Origin of the sequence: Nocardioides sp. PD653-B2 (assembly GCF_002117935.1) — a bacterium.
Classification (GTDB): domain Bacteria; phylum Actinomycetota; class Actinomycetes; order Propionibacteriales; family Nocardioidaceae; genus Nocardioides.
In genome coordinates, this window is record NZ_BDJE01000045.1 from 24,256 (window position 1) to 43,513 (window position 19,258).

The window sequence follows — 19,258 nt, forward strand, 5'->3', positions numbered from 1 at the left end:
CACCGCATCGAAGTGCCAGAAAGTGGAGGTCGACATCGTGTCGGTCAACATCAAGCCCCTCGAGGACCGCATCGTCGTGAAGCCCCTCGAGGCTGAGCAGACCACGGCTTCCGGCCTGGTCATCCCGGACACCGCCAAGGAGAAGCCCCAGGAGGGCGAGGTCGTGGCGACCGGTCCGGGACGTATCGACGACAACGGCAACCGGGTCCCGCTCGACGTCGCCGTCGGCGACAAGGTCATCTACAGCAAGTACGGCGGCACCGAGGTCAAGTACGGCGGCGAGGAGTACCTCATCCTCTCCGCTCGCGACGTCCTCGCCGTCGTTTCCTGATCTCACCGGGTCGTCCGCCTCTGCGCCGTCTCTGACTGCGTCTGAGGCGGACGACCCGAAATCGTTTCTAGAGGAGAGCAATGCCGAAGATCCTGGAGTTCGACGAGGACGCCCGCCGCAGCCTCGAGCGTGGCGTGGACAAGCTCGCCAACGCCGTGAAGGTGACACTCGGCCCGAAGGGCCGCTACGTCGTCCTCGACAAGAAGTGGGGCGCCCCGACCATCACGAACGACGGTGTGACCGTCGCCCGTGAGATCGAGCTGGACGACCCGTTCGAGAACCTCGGTGCGCAGCTGTGCAAGGAGGTCGCCACCAAGACGAACGACATCGCCGGTGACGGCACCACCACCGCCACCGTGCTCGCCCAGGCGATGGTCCACGAGGGCCTGCGCGCCGTGGCCGCGGGAGCCAACCCGATGGGCCTCAAGCGGGGCATGGACGCCGCGGCCGAGGCCGTGGGCGACGCGCTCAGGGAGGCCGCCCGTGAGGTCGACTCCGTCGAGGACATGGCCTCGGTGGCCACGATCTCGAGCCGCGACTCCGTGATCGGCGACCTGCTCTCGCAGGCCTTCGACAAGGTCGGCAAGGACGGTGTCATCACCGTCGAGGAGTCCAACACCATGGGCACCGAGCTGGACTTCACCGAGGGCATGCAGTTCGACAAGGGCTACCTGTCGCAGTACTTCGTGACCGACCCCGAGCGGATGGAGGCCGTCCTCGACGACCCGTACATCCTGCTGCACCAGGGCAAGATCTCGGCGATCGCCGACCTGCTCCCGCTGCTCGAGAAGGTCATCCAGTCCGGCAAGCCGCTCTTCATCCTCGCCGAGGACGTCGAGGGCGAGGCGCTCTCGACCCTGGTGGTCAACAAGATCCGTGGCACGTTCAACGCCGTCGCGGTGAAGGCGCCTGCCTTCGGTGACCGCCGCAAGGCGATGATGCAGGACATCGCGACGCTGACCGGTGGTCAGGTCGTCGCGCCCGAGGTCGGCCTCAAGCTCGACCAGATCGGCCTCGAGGTGCTCGGCCAGGCCCGCCGCGTCGTGATCACCAAGGACGACACCACGATCGTCGACGGTGCCGGCGACAAGGCCGAGGTCGAGGCCCGCGTCAACCAGATCAAGGCCGAGATCGAGAACACCGACTCCGACTGGGACCGCGAGAAGCTCCAGGAGCGCCTCGCGAAGCTCGCCGGTGGCGTGTGTGTGATCAAGGTCGGCGCCGCCACCGAGGTGGAGCTCAAGGAGAAGAAGCACCGCATCGAGGACGCCGTCTCCGCGACGCGCGCCGCGATCGAGGAGGGCATCGTGCCCGGCGGTGGCTCCGCGCTCATCCACGCGGTGTCGGTCCTCACCGACGACCTCGGCCTCACCGGCGACGAGGCGGCGGGCGTGCGCATCGTGCGCAAGGCCGCCGACGAGCCGCTGCGCTGGATCGCCGAGAACGGCGGTGTCAACGGCTACGTCGTCACCACCAAGGTCCGCGAGCTCGGCGTCGGCAACGGCTACAACGCCGCCACCGAGGAGTACGGCGACCTGGTCGCCCAGGGCGTCCTGGACCCGGTCAAGGTCACCCGCTCCGCGCTGGTCAACGCCACCTCGATCGCGGGCATGCTGCTCACGACCGAGACGCTGATCGTCGAGAAGCCCGAGGACGAGGACGACTCCCAGGCCGCTGCCGGCCACGGGCACGGCCACGGCCACTGATCCACTGACACACCGCCGAGTCGGCGCCAGTTTTCCGGAAACTGGCGCCGACTCGGCTATTTCCAGCGCAGCACGAGGATCCGGGTGTACTCCTCGTGGTCGATCTTCCCGCGCGGCCAGATCATGACCGGGTGCGCGCCGGGACCGGCGGCCGGCGGGGTGTTCGCGTCGCCCACGCGGCCGAGCTTCCAGATCCGGAAGGCCTGCCGGCTCTCGATGTCGTAGAGGGTCCAGAAGAAGAACAGCGCCCGGTCGCTGATCGAGAGGTTCCCGTCCTCGCCGCCCAGGTGGAGCAGCGCCTCGATCTCGCCGCTGCTCGTGTCGGCGACCACGGTGGAGTGGTCGTCCCCGTCGGCGCCGCAGGACACGTCCACGGCGACCTGGTCGCCGTTGACCCGCGGGTACTCCTCGTCCCCGATCGAGCAGCCGGTCGGCATCTCGGCCGTGGCCGTCGTCCCGGTGCCGACGTCGAGGGTCTGCACCGCGCTGTCTGCGTAGTCGCCGCCGGGGTAGGTGACCCACGCAAGGACGCCGTCCCCGAGGACCGGGCGCCTCTTGTTGCGGACCTCCTCGCGGAGGGTGCGCGCCTGGCCGAACCGCACCGACCAGATGTCGCGTGCATCGGCGCGGTAGCGGCCGGTCGAGAACCAGACCCGGTGTTCGACGAGCCCGAGGACCCGGTAGTAGCCGTGCTCCGTCGAGACGCCGGGCGCGTCGGGGAGCACGAACCCCCGGACCTTCTCCGACCTCCGGTCGTAGTGGTAGACGTGCGGACGCTCCAGCGGCCTGCCGGCGTCGTACCAGACCTCGTCCGCGTCCGCCTCGAGCACCTCGGTGCCGTGGTAGGGACTCGGGATCTTCGTCCGTCGGCCGGTGCGCGGGTCCAGCAGGGTGAAGTGGGTCTGGTCGTCGGCGTCGTACCGCTTGAGAAGGACCCGGCCGTCGTCGGTGACGGTGGTGGCCTGGCGGGCGTCGCTGCCGCGCAGGGTGGTGATGACGCGGTAGTCGCGACCGGCCCGCGGCGTCACGACATCGTCCGGCCCGATGACGACCGGGTCGGCGGCCGCACCGGCCCGGGCCGGCGCGGACGAGCCGGACGAGCACGTCGCCAGCGGCAGGACGACCAGGACGGCGATGGGCAGGGCGATGGCTCGGCGCGCGAAGGACGGCATGGTCATCCGTGCCCGGTGCACCCGGGTCGAAACGTCAGCGCAGCCCACCGAGGTCGATCCGTGCCCCGAGAACGAGGCGAGCCGGGGATCGGTCGCACGAGCTCAGCAATCCGGGGTGACGTCCGGTCTGTCGACACCGCGCAGGAGGTAGACCGGGTGCCCGTCGCAGCCGGTGCCGTGCTCGACGTACCGCTCCTCGATCACCCGCTCGAGGTCGGCCACGCCGGCGTCGTCCCACGCGTCGAGCTCGACCCACTCGACCAGCCAGGTCGGCGCGTCCCGTCCGGCGAGCAGGGCGCGCAGCTCGGCGTACCCGGGGTCGCGGGTGCGCATCGGCAGGCTCCAGAGATAGGGGTACGGCGAGCCGAGCCCGCTGGCGTCCTGGAGGTCGGCCCGACCGCCGAAGACCACCAGGGTGTCGCCGGGCTCCGCGGCGGCGGCGATCGCCTCCCCGGTGCGGACCTCGTCGAACTCCTGGCGGCCGGCGACGTTCCACGCCACCCAGAAGAGCATCGCCAGCAGCGCCGAGACGGCGGTGCCGACCACGAGCCGGCGCATCCGGGTCCCGGCGCGCGACGCGCGCCCGGCGAGCAGCGCGGTGGCGAGGACGGCTCCGGGGAGGAGCGGTGTCAGGTAGTCCTGCCAGAAGCTGCCGCCGGCCACGACGCTGACGAGGTCGACCCCGACGACGGCCAGGGTGGCCGCGACCACGGGCGGGTCCTCGGCCCACAGCTCGCGCAGGTGGGCGACCAGCCCGGCGAGCACCGGCAGCAGGCCGGTGGCGATGGCGATGACCAGCAGGATCAGTGCCCTGCGTTGAGGGGCGTCCGCGCTGCCGTCCGCGATCACCTGGGCGGCGTCGGAGCGGAAGCCGTAGACGGCGTACCAGAGCGTCGACATCCGGACGCCCTCGACGCCGGCCCACGCGACCGTGCCGAGCACGGGCACGGCGGCGCCGGCGAGCCCGGCGAGCCCGAGTCGCCCGGCGCCCCGGGCCGGCAGCCGGCCGGTCAGCGCGGACGCCACGAGCAGCACGGCCGCGAAGACGAGGCCGGTCGCGAGGTTCTGCTTGAGCCCCAGCGCGAGGCCGCCGGCGAGACCCGCGGCCAGGGCGAGCCACCCCGAGGTGCGCCGTACGGCGAGCAGCGTCAGCAGGATGCTCCCCAGGAGCAGGGGGAGGGCGAGCAGCTCGCCCTTGACGGCGACCACGTCGATCATCGGGTTGGCGAGCAGCGCGGCCGCGACGACGGCCGCCCACGGCACCGACCGTGGCCCACCGACCAGGCCGGCGACCCGCGCCGCGAGCACGACGACGAGCCCGCAGACCAGGGCCCCCAGCACCCGCAGGGCGGTCTCGCCGCCTGCGAGGTCGATGCCCTTGAAGGCGGCGATCAGGAGCGGCGGCCGGTCGACCCAGTACGGCCCGAACATGCTGTCCGGTCGGGGGTCCCAGGACCGGGCGACCAGCAGGAAGCCGGCCTCGTCGGCCCGGATCGGGCGAGTCAGCGCGGGCAGGCGGGCGAGCACGGCCAGGACGGCGGCGACCGCGACCGGATGTCGCCTGACCACTCCCAGCACGCGCACAGCCTCTCAGGTCGCCGCCGGTCCGGCCGACACCGCGATGTAGCACGCGGGAAACAGTCCTGAATCGGTCCCGCAACGTCGCCGGGGGAGGCTCGCCCCATGTTGTGGAGGGTTCGTACGACGCTGCCCGATCGGCCCGGGGCGCTGGCCGCCCTCGCGGCCAGCTGCGGGGAGGCCGGCGTCAACATCTTGGGGTTGCAGATCTTCCCGGGCATCGAGTCGGTGACCGACGAGCTGGTGCTGCGCACCCCCGAGGGGTGGGGCGAGTCCGAGATCGCCGAGCTGCTCGGTCGCTCCGGCGGGCTGTCGGTCAGCGCCGGCCCCTGCACGGAGGCAGCGCTCACCGACCAGCCGACTCGGTACGTGCAGGCGGCGCGCACGATCCTCGCCCAGCCGGCGTCGTTCCCCGAGGTGGTCGCCCGGCTCTTCGACGCCGAGTCCGAGCCCACCGGCGACGAGCACAGCGCCGCCCAGGACGTGATGGACATGGTCGTCGGCGACGTCCTGGTCCAGGTCCGCCGTACGGCGCCCTTCACGGGGACCGAGCACGCGCGAGGTGCCGCGATGGCCGACCTGGTCTCCGACGTGCTGGAGCGCAGCCACGAGAGCGCGATGTCGCCGAGCCTGAGCCGCCGGGTCGGCGGCGGGGCCACCCCGGAGTACGTCGTCGACGGCGACTCGGTCGCCGCCACCATCGACGGGGTCGCGGTCGGGCTGGCGGTCGTGCGCTCCCAGGCGGGGGAGGAGGGCGTCCGACCCGTCACGCTGCGAGTGGACCCGGCCTGGCAGCGTCGGGGCATCGGCACCCGGCTGCTCGTCGACGCCGCCCGGCTGGCCAACGCCCTGGGGGCCACGGAGATCATGCTGACGACCCGGTCGGACAACCAGGCCGTGCTCCCGATGGTCATGGCCGCGGGACTCCGCGGCCGAATCCGGATGGCCTCCGACACCCTCACCGTGCGGGTCCCGGTCCGGGACCTCAAGCCGTTGCGGGCCTAGCGCTCCCGCGCCGGTAGACTGCGGGAGTGGAGCTGCCTGAGAAGTTCGCCGCACTGGGCCTGACCTACGACGACGTCCTGCTGCTCCCGGGTCATTCCGACCTGGCGCCGGCGGACATCGACACGACCTCGCGCCTGACGCGGGAGATCTCCCTGCAGGTGCCGCTGCTCAGCGCCGCGATGGACACCGTGACCGAGTCGCGGATGGCGATCGCGATGGCCCGCCAGGGCGGGCTCGGCGTCCTCCACCGCAACCTCTCGATCGAGGACCAGGCCTACCAGGTCGACCTCGTGAAGCGGACCCAGACCGGGATCATCTCCAACCCGGTCACGATCGGCCCCGACGCGACGCTGGAGCAGCTCGACCAGCTGGCCGGCGAGTACCGGATCTCCGGCTTCCCGGTCGTCGACACCGACAGCCGCCTGCTCGGCATCATCACCAACCGCGACCTGCGCTTCACCCCGGTCGCGGAATGGGCGACCACCAAGGTCGACGAGGTGATGACGCCGATGCCGCTGATCACCGGCCCCTCCGACATCAGCCGCGAGGACGCCACCGTGCTGCTGCGTCGTCACAAGCGCGAGCGGCTGCCGCTCGTCGACGCGCAGGGTCGGCTCACCGGCCTCATCACGGTCAAGGACTTCGTGAAGTCCGAGCAGTTCCCCAAGGCCTCCAACGACGCGGCCGGCCGGCTCATGGTCGGCGCGGCGATCGGCTACTTCGGCGACGCCTGGCAGCGCGCCACGACGCTGATCGACGCCGGCGTGGACGTCCTGGTCGCCGACACCGCCCACGGCAACGTGCGGATGCTGCTCGAGATGGTGCGGCGACTCAAGACCGACCCGGCCACCCGCCATGTCCAGGTGATCGGTGGCAACGTCGCCACCCGGGACGGCGCCCAGGCGTTCGTCGACGCGGGCTCCGACGCCGTCAAGGTCGGCGTCGGGCCGGGCTCCATCTGCACGACCCGCGTGGTCACGGGAGTCGGCGTGCCCCAGGTGACCGCGGTTTACGAGGCCTCGCTGGCCTGCAAGCCGGCGGGCGTACCCGTGATCGCCGACGGCGGCCTCAAGTACTCCGGGGAGATCGCCAAGGCCATCGTCGCCGGCGCGGACACCGTGATGGTGGGCTCCCTGCTCGCCGGCTGCGAGGAGTCGCCCGGCGACCTGGTCTTCGTCAACGGCAAGCAGTTCAAGGCCTACCGCGGCATGGGCTCGCTCGGCGCGATGTCGAGCCGCGGCAAGAAGTCCTACTCCAAGGACCGCTACTTCCAGGCCGAGGTGACCAGCGACGACCAGATCGTGCCGGAGGGCATCGAGGGCCAGGTCGCCTATCGCGGCCCGCTCTCCGCCGTCACCCACCAGCTGATCGGCGGCCTCAACCAGTCGATGTTCTACGTCGGCGCCCGCACCATCCCGGAGCTCCAGGAGAAGGGCCGCTTCATTCGGATCACCTCCGCGTCGCTCCAGGAGAGCCACCCCCACGACGTGCAGATGACCGTCGAGGCCCCCAACTACACCGGTCGGTAGATCAGCAGGGCGGCCCGGCCGTTCGCGTCGGTCGGGGTGGCCGTGACCTCGTAGCTGTCGCCTGCGAGCAGCACGCCCGCGAGTCGGTCGTAGGTCGTGCTCCCCGTCGCCGGGAACGAGTCACGGGCGCGGCCGACGAGGCCGCCGTTCCACCACACGTCGACGCCGCCCCGGGTCACGTAGCCGAGCAGCCGGTCGCCGGAGTCCGTGTCGACCGTGGTCTCGACGGGCTGACCCGGCGCCGCCTGGTCGACGACGTCCTCGAGCATCCAGCGCCGACCGCCCCACTCCACGGTCTCCGGGACCGGCTGGCCGATCACGTCACGGCGTGCCGTCCACCTGTAGGCGCCGATGCCCGCGAGGGTGCCGGGCTCGAGTGCTACCTCGCCGCCCCCGTCACCTCGGGTGAGGTACGCCCGCACGACGTGCCGGCCGGGTCCGCCCGCGGGTTGTGACCATCCGCCGGACGCCGCGTTCCTGCTGGCGGTCATGAACTCCTGGCACTGCGTGCTCCCGAAGAACTCTCCGTCGACCTCGACGTTGATGGTCAGGTCCGGCTGGGTGGTCGAGCAGTAGTCCGCGAAGGCGAAGTCGTCGAGCCGTCCCCGGATGACCACGCTCGCACTGCTCTCCCCGCCCTGGATGAACGCCGCGTTGAGCACCTTCCGGTCACCGATGTCGCTCGGGAAGACCACCGTGTCGTAGCTGAATCCGTTCGCGAGCTCGTCGGTCGGTCGGTAGACCGCGACCCCGATCTGGGCGCCGTCCGGGGCGTCGTCCAGGTCACCGCTGACGTAGGCGAGGCCGTGGGGACCGGTGACCGGCGCCGACCGCTCCTGGCCGGCGAGGACGCGGGCGAGCGCCACGTCGCCGGTCGAGAGGGTCGCCGAGCCGTCACCCAGCCCGGTGGCCAGGAGCATGACGGCGACGTCCTCGCCCGTCCCGACCGACACGTCCTCACCGGGCGCGACCTGGCGCACCTCGTCGAGCTCGTACGGGAAGCCGTTCACCTCGACCTGCTCCGGGACGGCGACGTCGGTCACCGGACCGGCCGGCTCGACCAACCCGGAGCCGCCGAGCAGGACACCGCCCGTGGCCACTGCTGCGACCAGCACGACCGCGGCAGCCGCCGCCGCGGCGGTAGCCCGCCGGCGACGTGCGACGCGGACCCGCTGGTGCACCGCGGCCGCGCGACCGTGACGCTCGGTGTCGTCGAACCCGGCCGCCTCGCGGCCCAGGGTGGTGCGCAGGTCGTGCAGCGTGTTCACGAGTGGTCCTCCGTGGTCGCGGCGTCGTCGGCGAGCGCGGGGTCGACCCGCAGCTTCGCTAGCGCCTTGCTGGTCTGGCTCTTGACGGTGCCGGGGGAGATCCCGAGAAGTCGTGCGGTCTCCGCCTCGCTGAGGTCCTCGACGAAGCGCAGCACGACGACCGCGCGCTGCCTGCGGGGCAGGCGGCCCATCGCCTCCCAGAGGTCCTGGCGCTGGTCCGACTCGTCGTGCGGTCGGCCGCCCTCCGGCTCGGGGGGCTCGGCGTACGACTGCTCGCCGTTCCACTTCCGGCGCCACCATGAGGCGAAGGTGTTCACGAGGATCTTGCGGACGTAGGGCTCGGGGTGGCTCTCGATGCGCGACCAGGAGAACCACGCCTTGGTGAGCGCGGTCTGCAGCAGGTCCTCGGCGAGGGCGTGGTCACGGGTCAGCAGGTACGCCGTCCGCAGCAGGCCCGTGGATCGCGCGGCGACGAACTCGTCGAAGTCCGTCCGCTGCTCCATCGAGCCTCCCGAGATCAAGGTCGACCGGTGTCCGGTCAGGGCATCCATACCCGTCCGACCACGTGGGAACCGGGAAAGGTTGCCCGGGCCCGAGGGCGGATAGAGTTCTGCAGTGACCGACATCGAGATCGGCCGGGCCAAGCGTGCCCGCCGCGCCTACTCCTTCGACGACATCGCGATCGTGCCCTCGCGACGCACCCGCGACCCGGAGGAGGTCAGCACCGCCTGGCAGATCGACGCCTACCGCTTCGAGCTGCCCGTGCTGGCCGCGCCGATGGACTCGGTCATGTCCCCGGCGACCGCGATCGCGCTCGGGAGGTTCGGCGGGCTCGGCGTCCTCAACCTCGAGGGCATCTGGACCCGCTACGCCGACCCGACCGACCTCCTCGAGGAGGTCGCCGGGCTCGAGGGCGCCGAGGCGACCCGTCGGCTCCAGCAGATCTACACCGAGCCGGTCAGTCCCGAGCTGATCACCGAGCGTCTCCGTGAGATCCGTGAGGCCGGTGTCACGGTGGCCGGCTCGCTCTCGCCGCAGCGCACCAAGGAGTTCGCGAAAGCCGTCGTCGACGCGGGGGTCGACATGTTCGTCATCCGGGGCACCACCGTCTCGGCCGAGCACGTCTCCTCGCAGGCCGAGCCGCTGAACCTCAAGGAGTTCATCTACGAGCTCGACGTCCCGGTCGTGGTCGGCGGCTGCGCCACCCACCAGGCAGCGCTCCACCTGATGCGCACCGGCGCGGCCGGCGTCCTGGTCGGCTTCGGCGGCGGCGCCGCCCACACCACCCGCACCGTGCTCGGCATCGCCGTACCCATGGCGTCCGCGCTCGCCGACGTGGCCGCCGCCCGTCGCGACTACCTCGACGAGTCGGGTGGCCGCTACGTCCACGTCATCGCCGACGGCTCGATCGGCAAGTCCGGCGACGTCGCCAAGGCGATCGCCTGCGGCGCCGACGCGGTGATGGTCGGCTCGCCGTTCGCGCGCGCCACGGACGCTCCGGGCCGCGGCTTCCACTGGGGCACCGAGGCGCACCACCCGGACCTGCCCCGCGGTCAGCGGGTCCAGTTCGAGACCGTCGGCACGATCGAGGAGATCCTCTTCGGCCCCTCCCGGGTCGCCGACGGCACCATGAACCTGATGGGCGCCCTGCGCCGCTCGATGGCCACCACCGGCTACACGGAGCTCAAGGAGTTCCAGCGGGTCGAGGTCGTCGTCGAGTGACCGCGCGATGACGACGCTGCGGGTGGCTGCGGGCCAGGCGGTCGCGGTCTCCGGCGATCTCGTCGCCAACGTCCGCACGGCGGCGCGGCTGACCGCGCTGGCCGGCTCGCAGGAGGTCCGCCTCCTGGTGCTGCCCGAGGCGTTCCTGACCGGCTACGACATCGACGCGTTCGCCGGCGCGCTCCCGTCCTCCGAGGACCTCGACGGCCCGTGGCTCGACCCGCTCCGGGCCGAGGCGGTCGCCGGCGGCGTCACCGTCGTCGTCGGCACCGCGCTCCAGCGCGGCGAGCTGCGCACGCTCGCGCAGATCGTGGTCCGGGCCGACGGCACCGCGACCGCGCCGTACGACAAGCAGCACCTCGACGGCCTGGAGAAGCAGTTCTTCACCGCCGGCGACCACGGCGCCTCGATCACGGTCGACGGCGTCGAGCTCGGCCTGTCCATCTGCTACGACGGCTGCTTCCCCGAGCACGCCGCCGCGGCGGCGCGCGACGGGGCGGTCGGCTACCTCAGCTCGTCGGCGTACTTCCCCGGCGGCGCCCACCGGCGCGACCTCTACTACCCGGCCCGCGCGCTCGAGAACGGCATGTACGTCGTCTTCTCGGGTCTCACCGGACCGTGTGGCGACATCTCGTTCATCGGCGGCTCGGCGGTCTACGACCCCGAGGGCCGGCGGGTCGCCGGACTCGTCGAGGAGGAGGGGCTGGCGATCGCCGACCTCGACACCGACGTCGTCGCCGAGACGCGGGCGACCCACACGATGTTCAGCGACCACCGCGCCGACCTCGGTCCGCGCACGCGTGTCTAGTCCTCCACCAGCCCTGCGTTGCGTCCGACGCCGTCGACGGCCGCGCGGATCGAGGCGAGGTGCGTGCCGGTCGCCCGTCGGATCCGGATCGGGTTGCCGGGCGTGTAGTGGTTCCACTGCGTCGGGAGGTAGCCGATCCGGCTGACGTCGAACCCGCCGCCCGCACGCTCGGTCAGCTGCAGCTCGACCGTGATGCCCTCGTAGGCGTCGGGACGGCCGGGCTCGCTCTGCGCGACCATGTTGCCCATGCCGTAGGCGACCCACTTGCCGTTGACCGTGGTGATCGGCTGGACCACGTGAGCGTGCTCGCCGAGCACGACGTCGATGTCCGGCGACGCGGTCAGTTGCTTCGCGATCGCGACCTGGTCGGCGTTCGGCAGGTGGTCGTACTCCGTGCCCCAGTGGTAGTGCGCGACCACGATGTCGGCGCCGGCCTCGCGCGCCCGGTGCGCCTGGGCGAGCAGGCCGTCGACGTCGCCCTCCTGGGAGACCGCCCACTCGTGGCCGGCCGGCAGCACGTACCCGTTGAGCCCGTACGTCGCCGCGACGATCGCGACCGCCACGCCTTCGTCGGTGGTCACGATGACCGGCTTCCGCCGCTCGGTCGGGCTCCGGAAGGTGCCGACGTGGGCGACACCGGCGGCCTCGAGGAGGTCGGCGGTCTCGTCGATGCCGGCGATGCCGGCGTCCATGCTGTGGTTGGACGCGGTGGTGCAGGCGTCCCAGCCCATGCTGCCGATCCAGGCGGCGATCTGGTGCGGCGCGGCGAAGACCGGATAGCTGTGCAGTGGCTCGCCCGGCGCCGCGATCGGCACCTCCTCGTGGCAGATCGCCACGTCGGCGGCCGCCACGACCGGCTTCATGTCGGCGAACATCGGGTCGAAGTCGAAGCGCTCACCGGCGCCGGTCCGGGCGTGGTCCTCGGCCGCACTGGCCCAGACCGTGTTGTGCCAGAGCAGGTCTCCGCTCATCACGATCGACGCCGTACGGCGGGCGGGCGTCGTTGCGGGGTCCGACCCGGACGGGTCCGGGTCGCCGGGCTCGGTCGCGGAGGGGGTGCCGATGACGGACCGGGTGACGGTCGGCGTCGGTGTCGGGCGGAGCAGCCAGGCGCCGACCAGGGCCGCCACGAGCAGCGCGGACACCGAGCACAGGGCGGTGATCGCGGCCAGGAGGCGCTGTCGACGGGAGGGCACATCCCATTGAACCGGGCCGGGACCCGCGACGCCGACACATTGCGGATACAGCGGTTTGCGAGGATGGCCGCATGAGTCCCTCCAGCGCCCTCGGTCCGCAGGCTCGCGACGACTCGCTGGCGGCGATGCGCGGGCTCTCCGGGCAGGGCGAGCTCGACGTCCTCGTGGTCGGCGGGGGAGTCGTCGGCGCCGGCACCGCGCTCGACGCGGTGACCCGCGGGCTCAACACCGGCCTCCTCGAGCAGCGCGACCTCGCGAGCGGCACCAGCAGCCGCAGCAGCAAGCTGATCCACGGCGGCCTGCGCTACCTGGAGATGCTCGACTTCGGGCTGGTCCGCGAGGCGCTCCAGGAGCGCGGGCTCCTGCTCACCCGGCTCGCGCCGCACCTGGTCCGGCCGGTGCCGTTCCTCTACCCGCTGACCCACCGGGGCTGGGAGCGGCCCTACGTCGGCGCGGGGCTCGCGCTCTACGACGGCATGGCGATGCTCGGCTCGCTGTCCAAGGACGGGGCGGACATGGGGGTGCCCCGGCACCGGCACCTCTTCCGCCGGCAGGTCGCCCGCATCGCGCCCGACTTCAAGACCGAGTCGATCACCGGCGCGATCCAGTACTACGACTGCCAGGTCGACGACGCGCGCCTCGTGGTGACGCTGGCCCGCACCGCGGCCGCCCACGGCGCCCACGTCGCCACCCGGGTGAAGGTCACCGGCTTCCTGCGCGAGGGCGAGCGGGTCGTCGGCGTCCGCGCCCGCGACCTGGAGCACCAGGTCGACTTCGAGGTCCGGGCCCGGGTGGTGGTCAACGCCGCCGGCGTCTGGACCGACGAGATCCAGGAGATGGTCGGCGGCCGCGGCTCGCTGCACGTCCAGGCGAGCAAGGGCATCCACCTGGTCGTCCCGCGGGACCGGATCCGTTCCGACGCCGGCTTCATCGTCCGGACCGAGACGTCCGTGCTGTTCGTCATCCCGTGGGGCCGGCACTGGATCATCGGCACCACCGACACCCCGTGGAGCCTCGACAAGGCCCACCCCGCGGCCAGCCGCGCCGACATCGACTACATCCTCGAGCACGTCAACGCGATCCTGCGCGAGCCGCTCGACCACGACGACGTCGAGGGCGTGTACGCCGGCCTGCGCCCGCTGCTGTCCGGTGAGTCCGAGCCGACGTCGCGGATCTCTCGCGAGCACACGGTGGTCACCCCGGTCCCCGGCCTGGTGATGATCGCCGGCGGCAAGCTCACGACGTACCGCGTGATGGGCAAGGACGCCGTGGATGCCGCGGCGCACTCGCTCCGCACCACGGTCAGCCACACGACCCGCGACTCGATCACCCACCGGGTGCCGCTGGTCGGTGCCGCCGACTGGGAGACCCGCTCCAACCAGCGGGTGCTGCTCGCTCGCCGGTCGGGCCTCCACGTCGCGCGGATCGACCACCTGCTCGGCCGCTACGGCGGGCTCGTCGACGACCTGCTCGAGCTCGTCGCCGACCGCCGCACGCTGGCGCTGCCGCTCGAGGGTGCCGAGGACTACCTGGCGGCCGAGGTCGTCTACGCGGTCACCCATGAGGGTGCCCGCCACCTCGACGACGTGCTCACCCGGCGGACCCGGATCTCGATCGAGACCTTCGACCGTGGGGTGAGTGCGGCGCCGGCAGTGGCGCGGCTGATGGCCGGCGAGCTCGGCTGGGACGCCGCGCGCACCGCCGACGAGGTCGACCACTACCTGCGCCGGGTCGAGGCGGAGCGGCAGAGCCAGCTCAAGCTGACCGACCAGGAGGCCGACGAGGCCCGGGTCAGCGTGCCCGACATCGTGTGAGGGGTGCGGCTGCGGGTTTCACCGGGTGGCCGCCGAAACCCGCACGACACGCCGGATGCGCGCGGCGAGTCGTGCGGGATCCGGCTGACAAGGTCGCGGTCAGGCGGCCCACCGCTCGCCGCTGAGGGTCGCGGCGATACGTGCGGCCGTCCGCTCCGGGTGGTGGAGATCGGCCCATACGAGCCGGATGCAACGCCATCCCGTCAGGCCGCAGATCAGCTCCTCACGGCGCTTCTCGCGCAGGACGGCATCCTCGATCGTCTCGCCGGGACGCCGGAAGCGGCGGTACTTCTCCTTGCCGTCGAACTCCAGGAAGACACCCAGAGCGGGCCAGGCGAAGTCGACCCGAGCCACGACTCGCCCCGACCTGTCTCGAATCAGCACCTGCAAGTCCGGCCGAGGGAGGTGCTGCCGCCACGCCAGGTGCAGCGTGAGTGACTCGCCGGCAGACTCACATCGTCCGTCTGCCAGCCCGAGCACGATGGGTGCTGTCGCGGTGTTCGGGTCGTACCGCATCGCTGCCGCTCGGCGCGCGAGAAGTTCCGGAGTCGTCTCCTGTGCGTGGAGAAGCCCATTGACCGTCACCAGAGCCCGAGGTACGTCGGCGAGGGCGATCATGTCGAGCGCTGTTCGAGTGCCGCTCGTCGCCGGTAGTCCACCCCGGACTGTGATGTCCTCCGCGAGGATCGTGCCGCGGTGCTGGACCTTGCCGCCCTTGCGACGGCCGGCCTTGTGGTCGAGTCGGGCGAGATGGACCTCGTCGCCCATGTCCCAGACCGGGACGCCGTACAGGTCCGCCGCGCTCGGTCCGGCTAGTGCCGCCGGTGAGCGAGCGCTACGCAACGTCGCGTGCGCCACCAGCTTGCGGCGCTCCGTCTCGTCGAGACCCTGCCAGTAGGCGCCGAAGGTGTAGGCGCCGTGTCGCAGCCGGTGAAGGTCGCCCCTCCGGGTCATGCGGGTGATGTCGCGATCGTCGTACCCGGCCGCTCTCAGCTCATGGGTCATCAGGACGTGGTCGTGTCTCAGGTCAATACGGCTCAGCGAGATCGTGGTCATGGGGGAGTGATCGCCGGCGCGCTGGGGCGCGACCCAGGTCGCCGGTCCAGCTGTGGACAGCGGTGCGCGAGGTGCCGCTGTACACGAAGGCTGGCCAAACGCTCCGAGCTTGCCAGCCAGAGACTGCGCGCCACGCCGTCGCCGTGCGGCGTGGCGCGCCGGGATCGGCGGCCGGCCGGTGAAACCCCGCCCGAGACCCGCACTGACACGTGTCGCATGACCCAGCCGGCGCATTGACAACTAGAACGTGTTCCACCGATGCTGGCGGCATCGCCATGAGACAGACGTCACAGGCAGGTGATCAGGAGGCACGCTCGTGACCCAGGCGCCCCCGCCGGCAGACATGAAGATGCAGCGTTCCAGCAGGGACGCCAGCACCCTCCCCGCCCGGCTGGCCGACTGGCTCGCCACGCTGCTCCCCGAGGGCGCGAACCCGGTGGTGACGATGCACAGCGGCGTCGACGCCAACGGCATGAGCTCCGAGACGCTGATCCTCGACGCTGCGTGGACCCGGGACGGCCAGCAGCACCTCGGCCGGTACGTCGCCCGCGTCGCGCCGTCGCCCGAGGACCTGCCGGTCTTCCCGAACTACGCCCTCCAGGAGCAGTACGACGCCATAAAGGCCGTCGGCGAGCTGACCGACGTACCCGTGCCGGCGGTGCGCTGGATGGAGCCGACCGGCGAGGTGCTCGGCACGCCGTTCTTCCTGATGGACCGCATCGACGGCGTCGTCCCGCAGGACGTGTTGCCCTACAACTTCGGCGACAACTGGCTGTACGACGCCTCTCCTGAGGACCAGCGCCGCCTCGAGCGAGCGAGCATCGACGTGCTGGCCCAGCTGCACGCGATCCCGGACGCCGCGACGACCTTCGGGTTCCTCGAGCCGGACCACCCGGGCTCCACGCTGCTGGCGAAGAACCTCGCCCGCACGCGGGCCTGGTACGACTTCGCCGTCTCCGACATCGGCCGTTCCCCGCTCGTCGAGCGCGGTCTCGACTGGCTCGAGGCCCACCTGCCCGACACCGACGAGGCGGTCCTGGTCTGGGGCGACTCGCGGATCGGCAACATGATGTACGTCGACTTCGAGCCGGTCGCGGTCCTCGACTGGGAGATGGCGGCGATCGGACCACGCGAGCTCGACGTCAGCTGGATCGTCTTCGCTCACCAGGTCTTCGAGACGATCACCGGGATGCTCGAGCTGCCCGGCATGCCGCACTTCCTGGTCGAGGCCGACGTGGTCGCGGCGTACGAGGAGATCGCTGGCGTCGAGCTCGGCGACCTGCACTGGTACCACGTCTACAACGCGGTCCAGTGGTGCATCGTCTTCATGCGCACCGGCGCTCGTCAGATCCACTTCGGCGAGATCGAGCGGCCTGCGGACATCGAGACCCTCTTCCACCACAAGCCGCTCATGGAGCGACTCCTCGGCGAGGCGGGGGCGTGACGATGAGCGGCATCAGCCCACTGGACGAGTTCCCGCTGCACCAGGCCCCGCTGCCGCTGGCGTGGGCCCACAGCAGCGACCGCAACTTCTACGACCGGTCGTACTTCAACGCCCACGACCGCAGCGGCGAGATCATGGTGGTCACCGGCCTGGGCTACTACCCCAACCTCGGCACCAAGGACGCGTTCGTCCTGGTGGCGCGCCACGGTACGCAGACCGCGGTGCACCTCTCCGACCTGATCGACCAGGACCGGATGAACCCGCACGTCGGCGCCTACCGGATCGAGGTGCCCGACCCGCTGAACAAGGTCCGGGTCGTCCTCGAGGAGACCGAGGGGATGTCCCTCGACCTGACGTGGGAGGGGACCTGCCCCGTCATCCAGGAGCAGCCACACATCCTGCGCTCGGGCAGCCGGGTCACCCTCGACGCCCAGCGCTTCGCGCAGCTCGGCACCTGGAGCGGCACCATCGTGATCGACGGCGAGGAGATCGCCGTCGACCCGGCGACCTGGCTCGGCAGCCGCGACCGCTCCTGGGGGATCCGCCCCGTGGGGGAGGCGGAGCCCCCGGGGGCACCGGCCGACCCGCCGTTCGAGGGCATGTGGTGGCTCTACGTGCCGATGCAGTTCGAGGACTTCGCCGTCTGCCTGATCATCCAGGAGGACCCGGACGGCTTCCGCACCCTCAACGACTGCACCCGGGTGTGGAAGGACGGTCGCGTCGAGCAGCTCGGCTGGCCGCTGGTCGACATCCACTACGCCTCCGGCACCCGGACGCCGACCGGGGCGACCATCCGCTGCACCACCCCCGAGGGCAAGCCGCTGGTGCTCGAGGTCGAGTCGCGGCTCGCCGTCCCGCTCCACGTCGGCGGCGGGTACGGCGGCGACCCGGACTGGATCCACGGCGCGTGGAAGGGCGCGGACTTCGCCGAGCGGGTCACCTACGCCATGGACGACGACGCGGTGCAGGGTCGTTTCATGTTCGGCTGCGTCGACCACGTCGGCCGGGCCACCGCCGACGGCGCCGAGGGCTTCGGCCTCTTCGAGCACTTCTGCATCGGACGGCACGACCCGTCCGGCTTCACCGACTTCTTCGCCCTCGCCCCCTGACCGCCCGAACCCCAGGAGAACCACGTGAGCCTCGACCAGAGCACCCTCTTCATCGACGGCGAGTGGGCAGCCCCCGCCACCAGCGACACGATCCGGGTCGTCTCGCCCCACTCCGAGCAGGTCGTCGCGACGGTGCCCGAGGGCAGCAAGGCCGACATCGACGCCGCCGTCGCGGCCGCGCGCCGCGCCTTCGACTCCGGCCCCTGGCCGCGGATGACACCGGAGGAGCGCATCGACGTCGTCCAGAACTTCTCGAACCTGTACGCCGGCAAGATGGGCGACATGGCCGAGATCATCTCGACCGAGATGGGCTCCCCGTTGTCGTTCTCCAACCTCGCCCAGGCGCCGGCGCCGTGGATGCAGATCGAGGCGTTCTTGACCATCGCCCGCTCCTTCCCGTGGGAGGAGACCCGCGCCGGCTCGCTCGGCGAGGTGATCGTGCGCCACGAACCCGTCGGCGTCGTCGCGGCCATCCCGCCGTGGAACGTCCCGCAGTTCACGATCATGTCCAAGCTGATCCCGGCCCTGCTCGCGGGCTGCACGATCGTCATCAAGCCCGCGCCCGAGACCCCGCTCGACACCTACCTGATGGCGGACCTGCTCCAGGAGGCCGGCGTGCCTGCGGGCGTCGTCAACATCGTGGCCGCCGGCCGTGAGGTAGGCGAGCACCTGGTCGCGCACCCGGGCATCGACAAGGTCGCCTTCACCGGCTCGACGGCCGCCGGCCGCAAGATCGGCGCGGTGTGCGGCGAGCAGCTCAAGCGGGTCTCCCTCGAGCTCGGAGGCAAGTCCGCCGCGATCGTCCTCGACGACGCCGACCTCGCCGCCACCGTCGAGGGGCTGAAGTTCACCGCCCTGATGAACTCCGGCCAGGCCTGCGTCGCGCAGACCCGGATCCTGGCGTCGCGGGCCAACTACGACAACGTGGTGGACGCGCTCGCCGCCGGCGTCGGTGCCATGCAGGTCGGCGACCCGCTCGACCCGGCCACCGAGATCGGCCCGATGGTCGCGCAGCGCCAGCAGGAGCGGGTCGAGAAGTACATCGCGCTCGGCCAGGAGGAGGGCGCCCGCGTCGTCCTCGGCGGCAACGGCATGCCCGACGGGCTGTCGTCGGGCTGGTACGTCCGGCCGACGATCTTCGCCGACGTCGACAACGGCATGCGGATCGCGCAGGAGGAAATCTTCGGGCCGGTCCTGTCGGTGATCGCGTTCGACGACGTCGACGACGCCGTCCGGATCGCCAACGACTCCGAGTACGGGCTGGCGGGCACCGTGTGGACCGGCGACGTGGAGGCCGGGCTCGATGTCGCCCGCCGGGTCCGCGCCGGCACGTACGGCGTCAACACCTACACGATGGACTTCGCGGCGCCCTTCGGCGGCTTCAAGAACTCGGGCGTCGGCCGCGAGTTCGGCCCCGAGGGCCTGGCGCAGTACACCGAGCTGAAGTCGATCTACAAGCCCTGACCCAGCCGGTTGACAATCGCGGCCGATGTGTAAAACCTCTCACAAAGCTACCGAAA

At 71.5% G+C, this 19,258-nt stretch carries 16 protein-coding genes; 10 read left to right on the forward strand and 6 right to left on the reverse strand.

All coding sequences use genetic code 11. From position 1 onward, the window contains the following. Positions 1-37: 37 nt before the first annotated feature. Positions 38-331, forward strand: a complete 294-nt coding sequence (gene groES / locus PD653B2_RS19010) for a co-chaperone GroES (RefSeq protein ID WP_085874011.1) — start codon at positions 38-40, stop codon at positions 329-331. 80 nt (positions 332-411) lie between these two features. Further along, positions 412-2,037 (forward strand): chaperonin GroEL, encoded by a 1,626-nt coding sequence (groL, locus tag PD653B2_RS19015; protein WP_085873973.1) that lies wholly within the window; start codon positions 412-414, stop codon positions 2,035-2,037. A 56-nt stretch (positions 2,038-2,093) separates the two neighbouring features. On the opposite strand, the gene PD653B2_RS19020 is transcribed toward groL, so the two are convergent. Together PD653B2_RS19020 and PD653B2_RS19025 are read right to left on the reverse strand one after the other, a co-directional pair. Beyond that, complete coding sequence (locus PD653B2_RS19020) at positions 2,094-3,215, reverse strand: hypothetical protein (RefSeq protein WP_085873975.1); 1,122 nt, start codon at positions 3,213-3,215, stop codon at positions 2,094-2,096. Positions 3,216-3,311: 96 nt separating this feature from the next. Beyond that, complete coding sequence (locus tag PD653B2_RS19025) at positions 3,312-4,787, reverse strand: hypothetical protein (RefSeq protein ID WP_133058974.1); 1,476 nt, start codon at positions 4,785-4,787, stop codon at positions 3,312-3,314. A gap of 105 nt (positions 4,788-4,892) precedes the next feature. Here PD653B2_RS19025 and PD653B2_RS19030 point away from each other — a divergent pair, with 105 nt between their 5' ends. Both PD653B2_RS19030 and guaB read left to right on the forward strand, forming a co-directional pair. After that, positions 4,893-5,792, forward strand: coding sequence for a GNAT family N-acetyltransferase (locus tag PD653B2_RS19030; RefSeq protein WP_085873978.1), 900 nt, complete (start codon positions 4,893-4,895; stop codon positions 5,790-5,792). A gap of 26 nt (positions 5,793-5,818) precedes the next feature. Next, complete coding sequence (guaB, locus tag PD653B2_RS19035; RefSeq protein ID WP_085873980.1) at positions 5,819-7,321, forward strand: IMP dehydrogenase; 1,503 nt, start codon at positions 5,819-5,821, stop codon at positions 7,319-7,321. On the opposite strand, the gene PD653B2_RS19040 is transcribed toward guaB, so the two are convergent. Together PD653B2_RS19040 and PD653B2_RS19045 are read right to left on the reverse strand one after the other, a co-directional pair. Then, positions 7,306-8,589, reverse strand: a complete 1,284-nt coding sequence (locus PD653B2_RS19040) for a hypothetical protein (RefSeq protein ID WP_085873982.1) — start codon at positions 8,587-8,589, stop codon at positions 7,306-7,308. The two genes, guaB and PD653B2_RS19040, sit on opposite strands and share 16 nt — an antisense overlap. Next, positions 8,586-9,092 carry a SigE family RNA polymerase sigma factor gene (locus PD653B2_RS19045; RefSeq protein WP_242665349.1) on the reverse strand — a complete coding sequence of 169 codons (507 nt, stop codon included), beginning with the start codon at positions 9,090-9,092 and terminating at the stop codon, positions 8,586-8,588. The genes PD653B2_RS19040 and PD653B2_RS19045 overlap by 4 nt, the downstream gene beginning before the upstream one ends. A 112-nt stretch (positions 9,093-9,204) precedes the next feature. Between PD653B2_RS19045 and PD653B2_RS19050 the strand changes: the two genes are divergently transcribed. After that, positions 9,205-10,311, forward strand: coding sequence for a GuaB3 family IMP dehydrogenase-related protein (locus PD653B2_RS19050; protein WP_085873985.1), 1,107 nt, complete (start codon positions 9,205-9,207; stop codon positions 10,309-10,311). A 7-nt stretch (positions 10,312-10,318) separates the two neighbouring features. Then, complete coding sequence (locus PD653B2_RS19055) at positions 10,319-11,119, forward strand: carbon-nitrogen hydrolase family protein (RefSeq protein ID WP_085873986.1); 801 nt, start codon at positions 10,319-10,321, stop codon at positions 11,117-11,119. Here the strand turns inward: PD653B2_RS19055 and PD653B2_RS19060 are convergent. Further along, positions 11,116-12,315, reverse strand: a complete 1,200-nt coding sequence (locus PD653B2_RS19060) for a CapA family protein (protein WP_085873987.1) — start codon at positions 12,313-12,315, stop codon at positions 11,116-11,118. The two genes, PD653B2_RS19055 and PD653B2_RS19060, sit on opposite strands and share 4 nt — an antisense overlap. 71 nt (positions 12,316-12,386) lie before the next feature. On the opposite strand from PD653B2_RS19060, the gene PD653B2_RS19065 reads away from it, so the two are divergent. Further along, on the forward strand, positions 12,387-14,129 hold the full coding sequence (locus PD653B2_RS19065; protein WP_085873989.1) for a glycerol-3-phosphate dehydrogenase/oxidase: 1,743 nt from the start codon (positions 12,387-12,389) through the stop codon (positions 14,127-14,129). Between the two features lie 99 nt (positions 14,130-14,228). Here the strand turns inward: PD653B2_RS19065 and PD653B2_RS19070 are convergent, their stop codons facing one another. Further along, positions 14,229-15,185 carry a type IV toxin-antitoxin system AbiEi family antitoxin domain-containing protein gene (locus PD653B2_RS19070; RefSeq protein ID WP_165763544.1) on the reverse strand — a complete coding sequence of 319 codons (957 nt, stop codon included), beginning with the start codon at positions 15,183-15,185 and terminating at the stop codon, positions 14,229-14,231. A 316-nt stretch (positions 15,186-15,501) separates the two neighbouring features. On the opposite strand from PD653B2_RS19070, the gene PD653B2_RS19075 reads away from it, so the two are divergent. From PD653B2_RS19075 to PD653B2_RS19085, 3 genes are read left to right on the forward strand one after another with little or no spacing between them, the layout of a single operon-like run. Next, positions 15,502-16,629, forward strand: coding sequence for a phosphotransferase family protein (locus PD653B2_RS19075; RefSeq protein ID WP_207559371.1), 1,128 nt, complete (start codon positions 15,502-15,504; stop codon positions 16,627-16,629). A gap of 2 nt (positions 16,630-16,631) precedes the next feature. After that, the gene (locus tag PD653B2_RS19080) at positions 16,632-17,738 is read left to right on the forward strand and encodes a DUF7064 domain-containing protein (protein ID WP_085873993.1); all 1,107 of its coding nucleotides are present in this window, start codon (positions 16,632-16,634) and stop codon (positions 17,736-17,738) included. A 24-nt stretch (positions 17,739-17,762) separates the two neighbouring features. Then, on the forward strand, positions 17,763-19,202 hold the full coding sequence (locus tag PD653B2_RS19085; protein ID WP_085873995.1) for an aldehyde dehydrogenase: 1,440 nt from the start codon (positions 17,763-17,765) through the stop codon (positions 19,200-19,202). Positions 19,203-19,258: the final 56 nt, after the last annotated feature.

Bases quoted from the DNA above. Each gene is read 5' to 3' on its own strand.
- groL (WP_085873973.1), top strand. From the start codon at position 412: ATGCCGAAGATCCTGGAGTTCGACGAGGACGCCCGCCGCAGCCTCGAG.
- PD653B2_RS19020 (WP_085873975.1), bottom strand. From the start codon at position 3,215: ATGACCATGCCGTCCTTCGCGCGCCGAGCCATCGCCCTGCCCATCGCC.
- PD653B2_RS19030 (WP_085873978.1), top strand. From the start codon at position 4,893: ATGTTGTGGAGGGTTCGTACGACGCTGCCCGATCGGCCCGGGGCGCTG.
- PD653B2_RS19045 (WP_242665349.1), bottom strand. From the start codon at position 9,092: ATGGAGCAGCGGACGGACTTCGACGAGTTCGTCGCCGCGCGATCCACG.
- PD653B2_RS19055 (WP_085873986.1), top strand. From the start codon at position 10,319: ATGACGACGCTGCGGGTGGCTGCGGGCCAGGCGGTCGCGGTCTCCGGC.
- PD653B2_RS19065 (WP_085873989.1), top strand. From the start codon at position 12,387: ATGAGTCCCTCCAGCGCCCTCGGTCCGCAGGCTCGCGACGACTCGCTG.
- PD653B2_RS19070 (WP_165763544.1), bottom strand. From the start codon at position 15,185: ATGACCACGATCTCGCTGAGCCGTATTGACCTGAGACACGACCACGTC.
- PD653B2_RS19080 (WP_085873993.1), top strand. From the start codon at position 16,632: ATGAGCGGCATCAGCCCACTGGACGAGTTCCCGCTGCACCAGGCCCCG.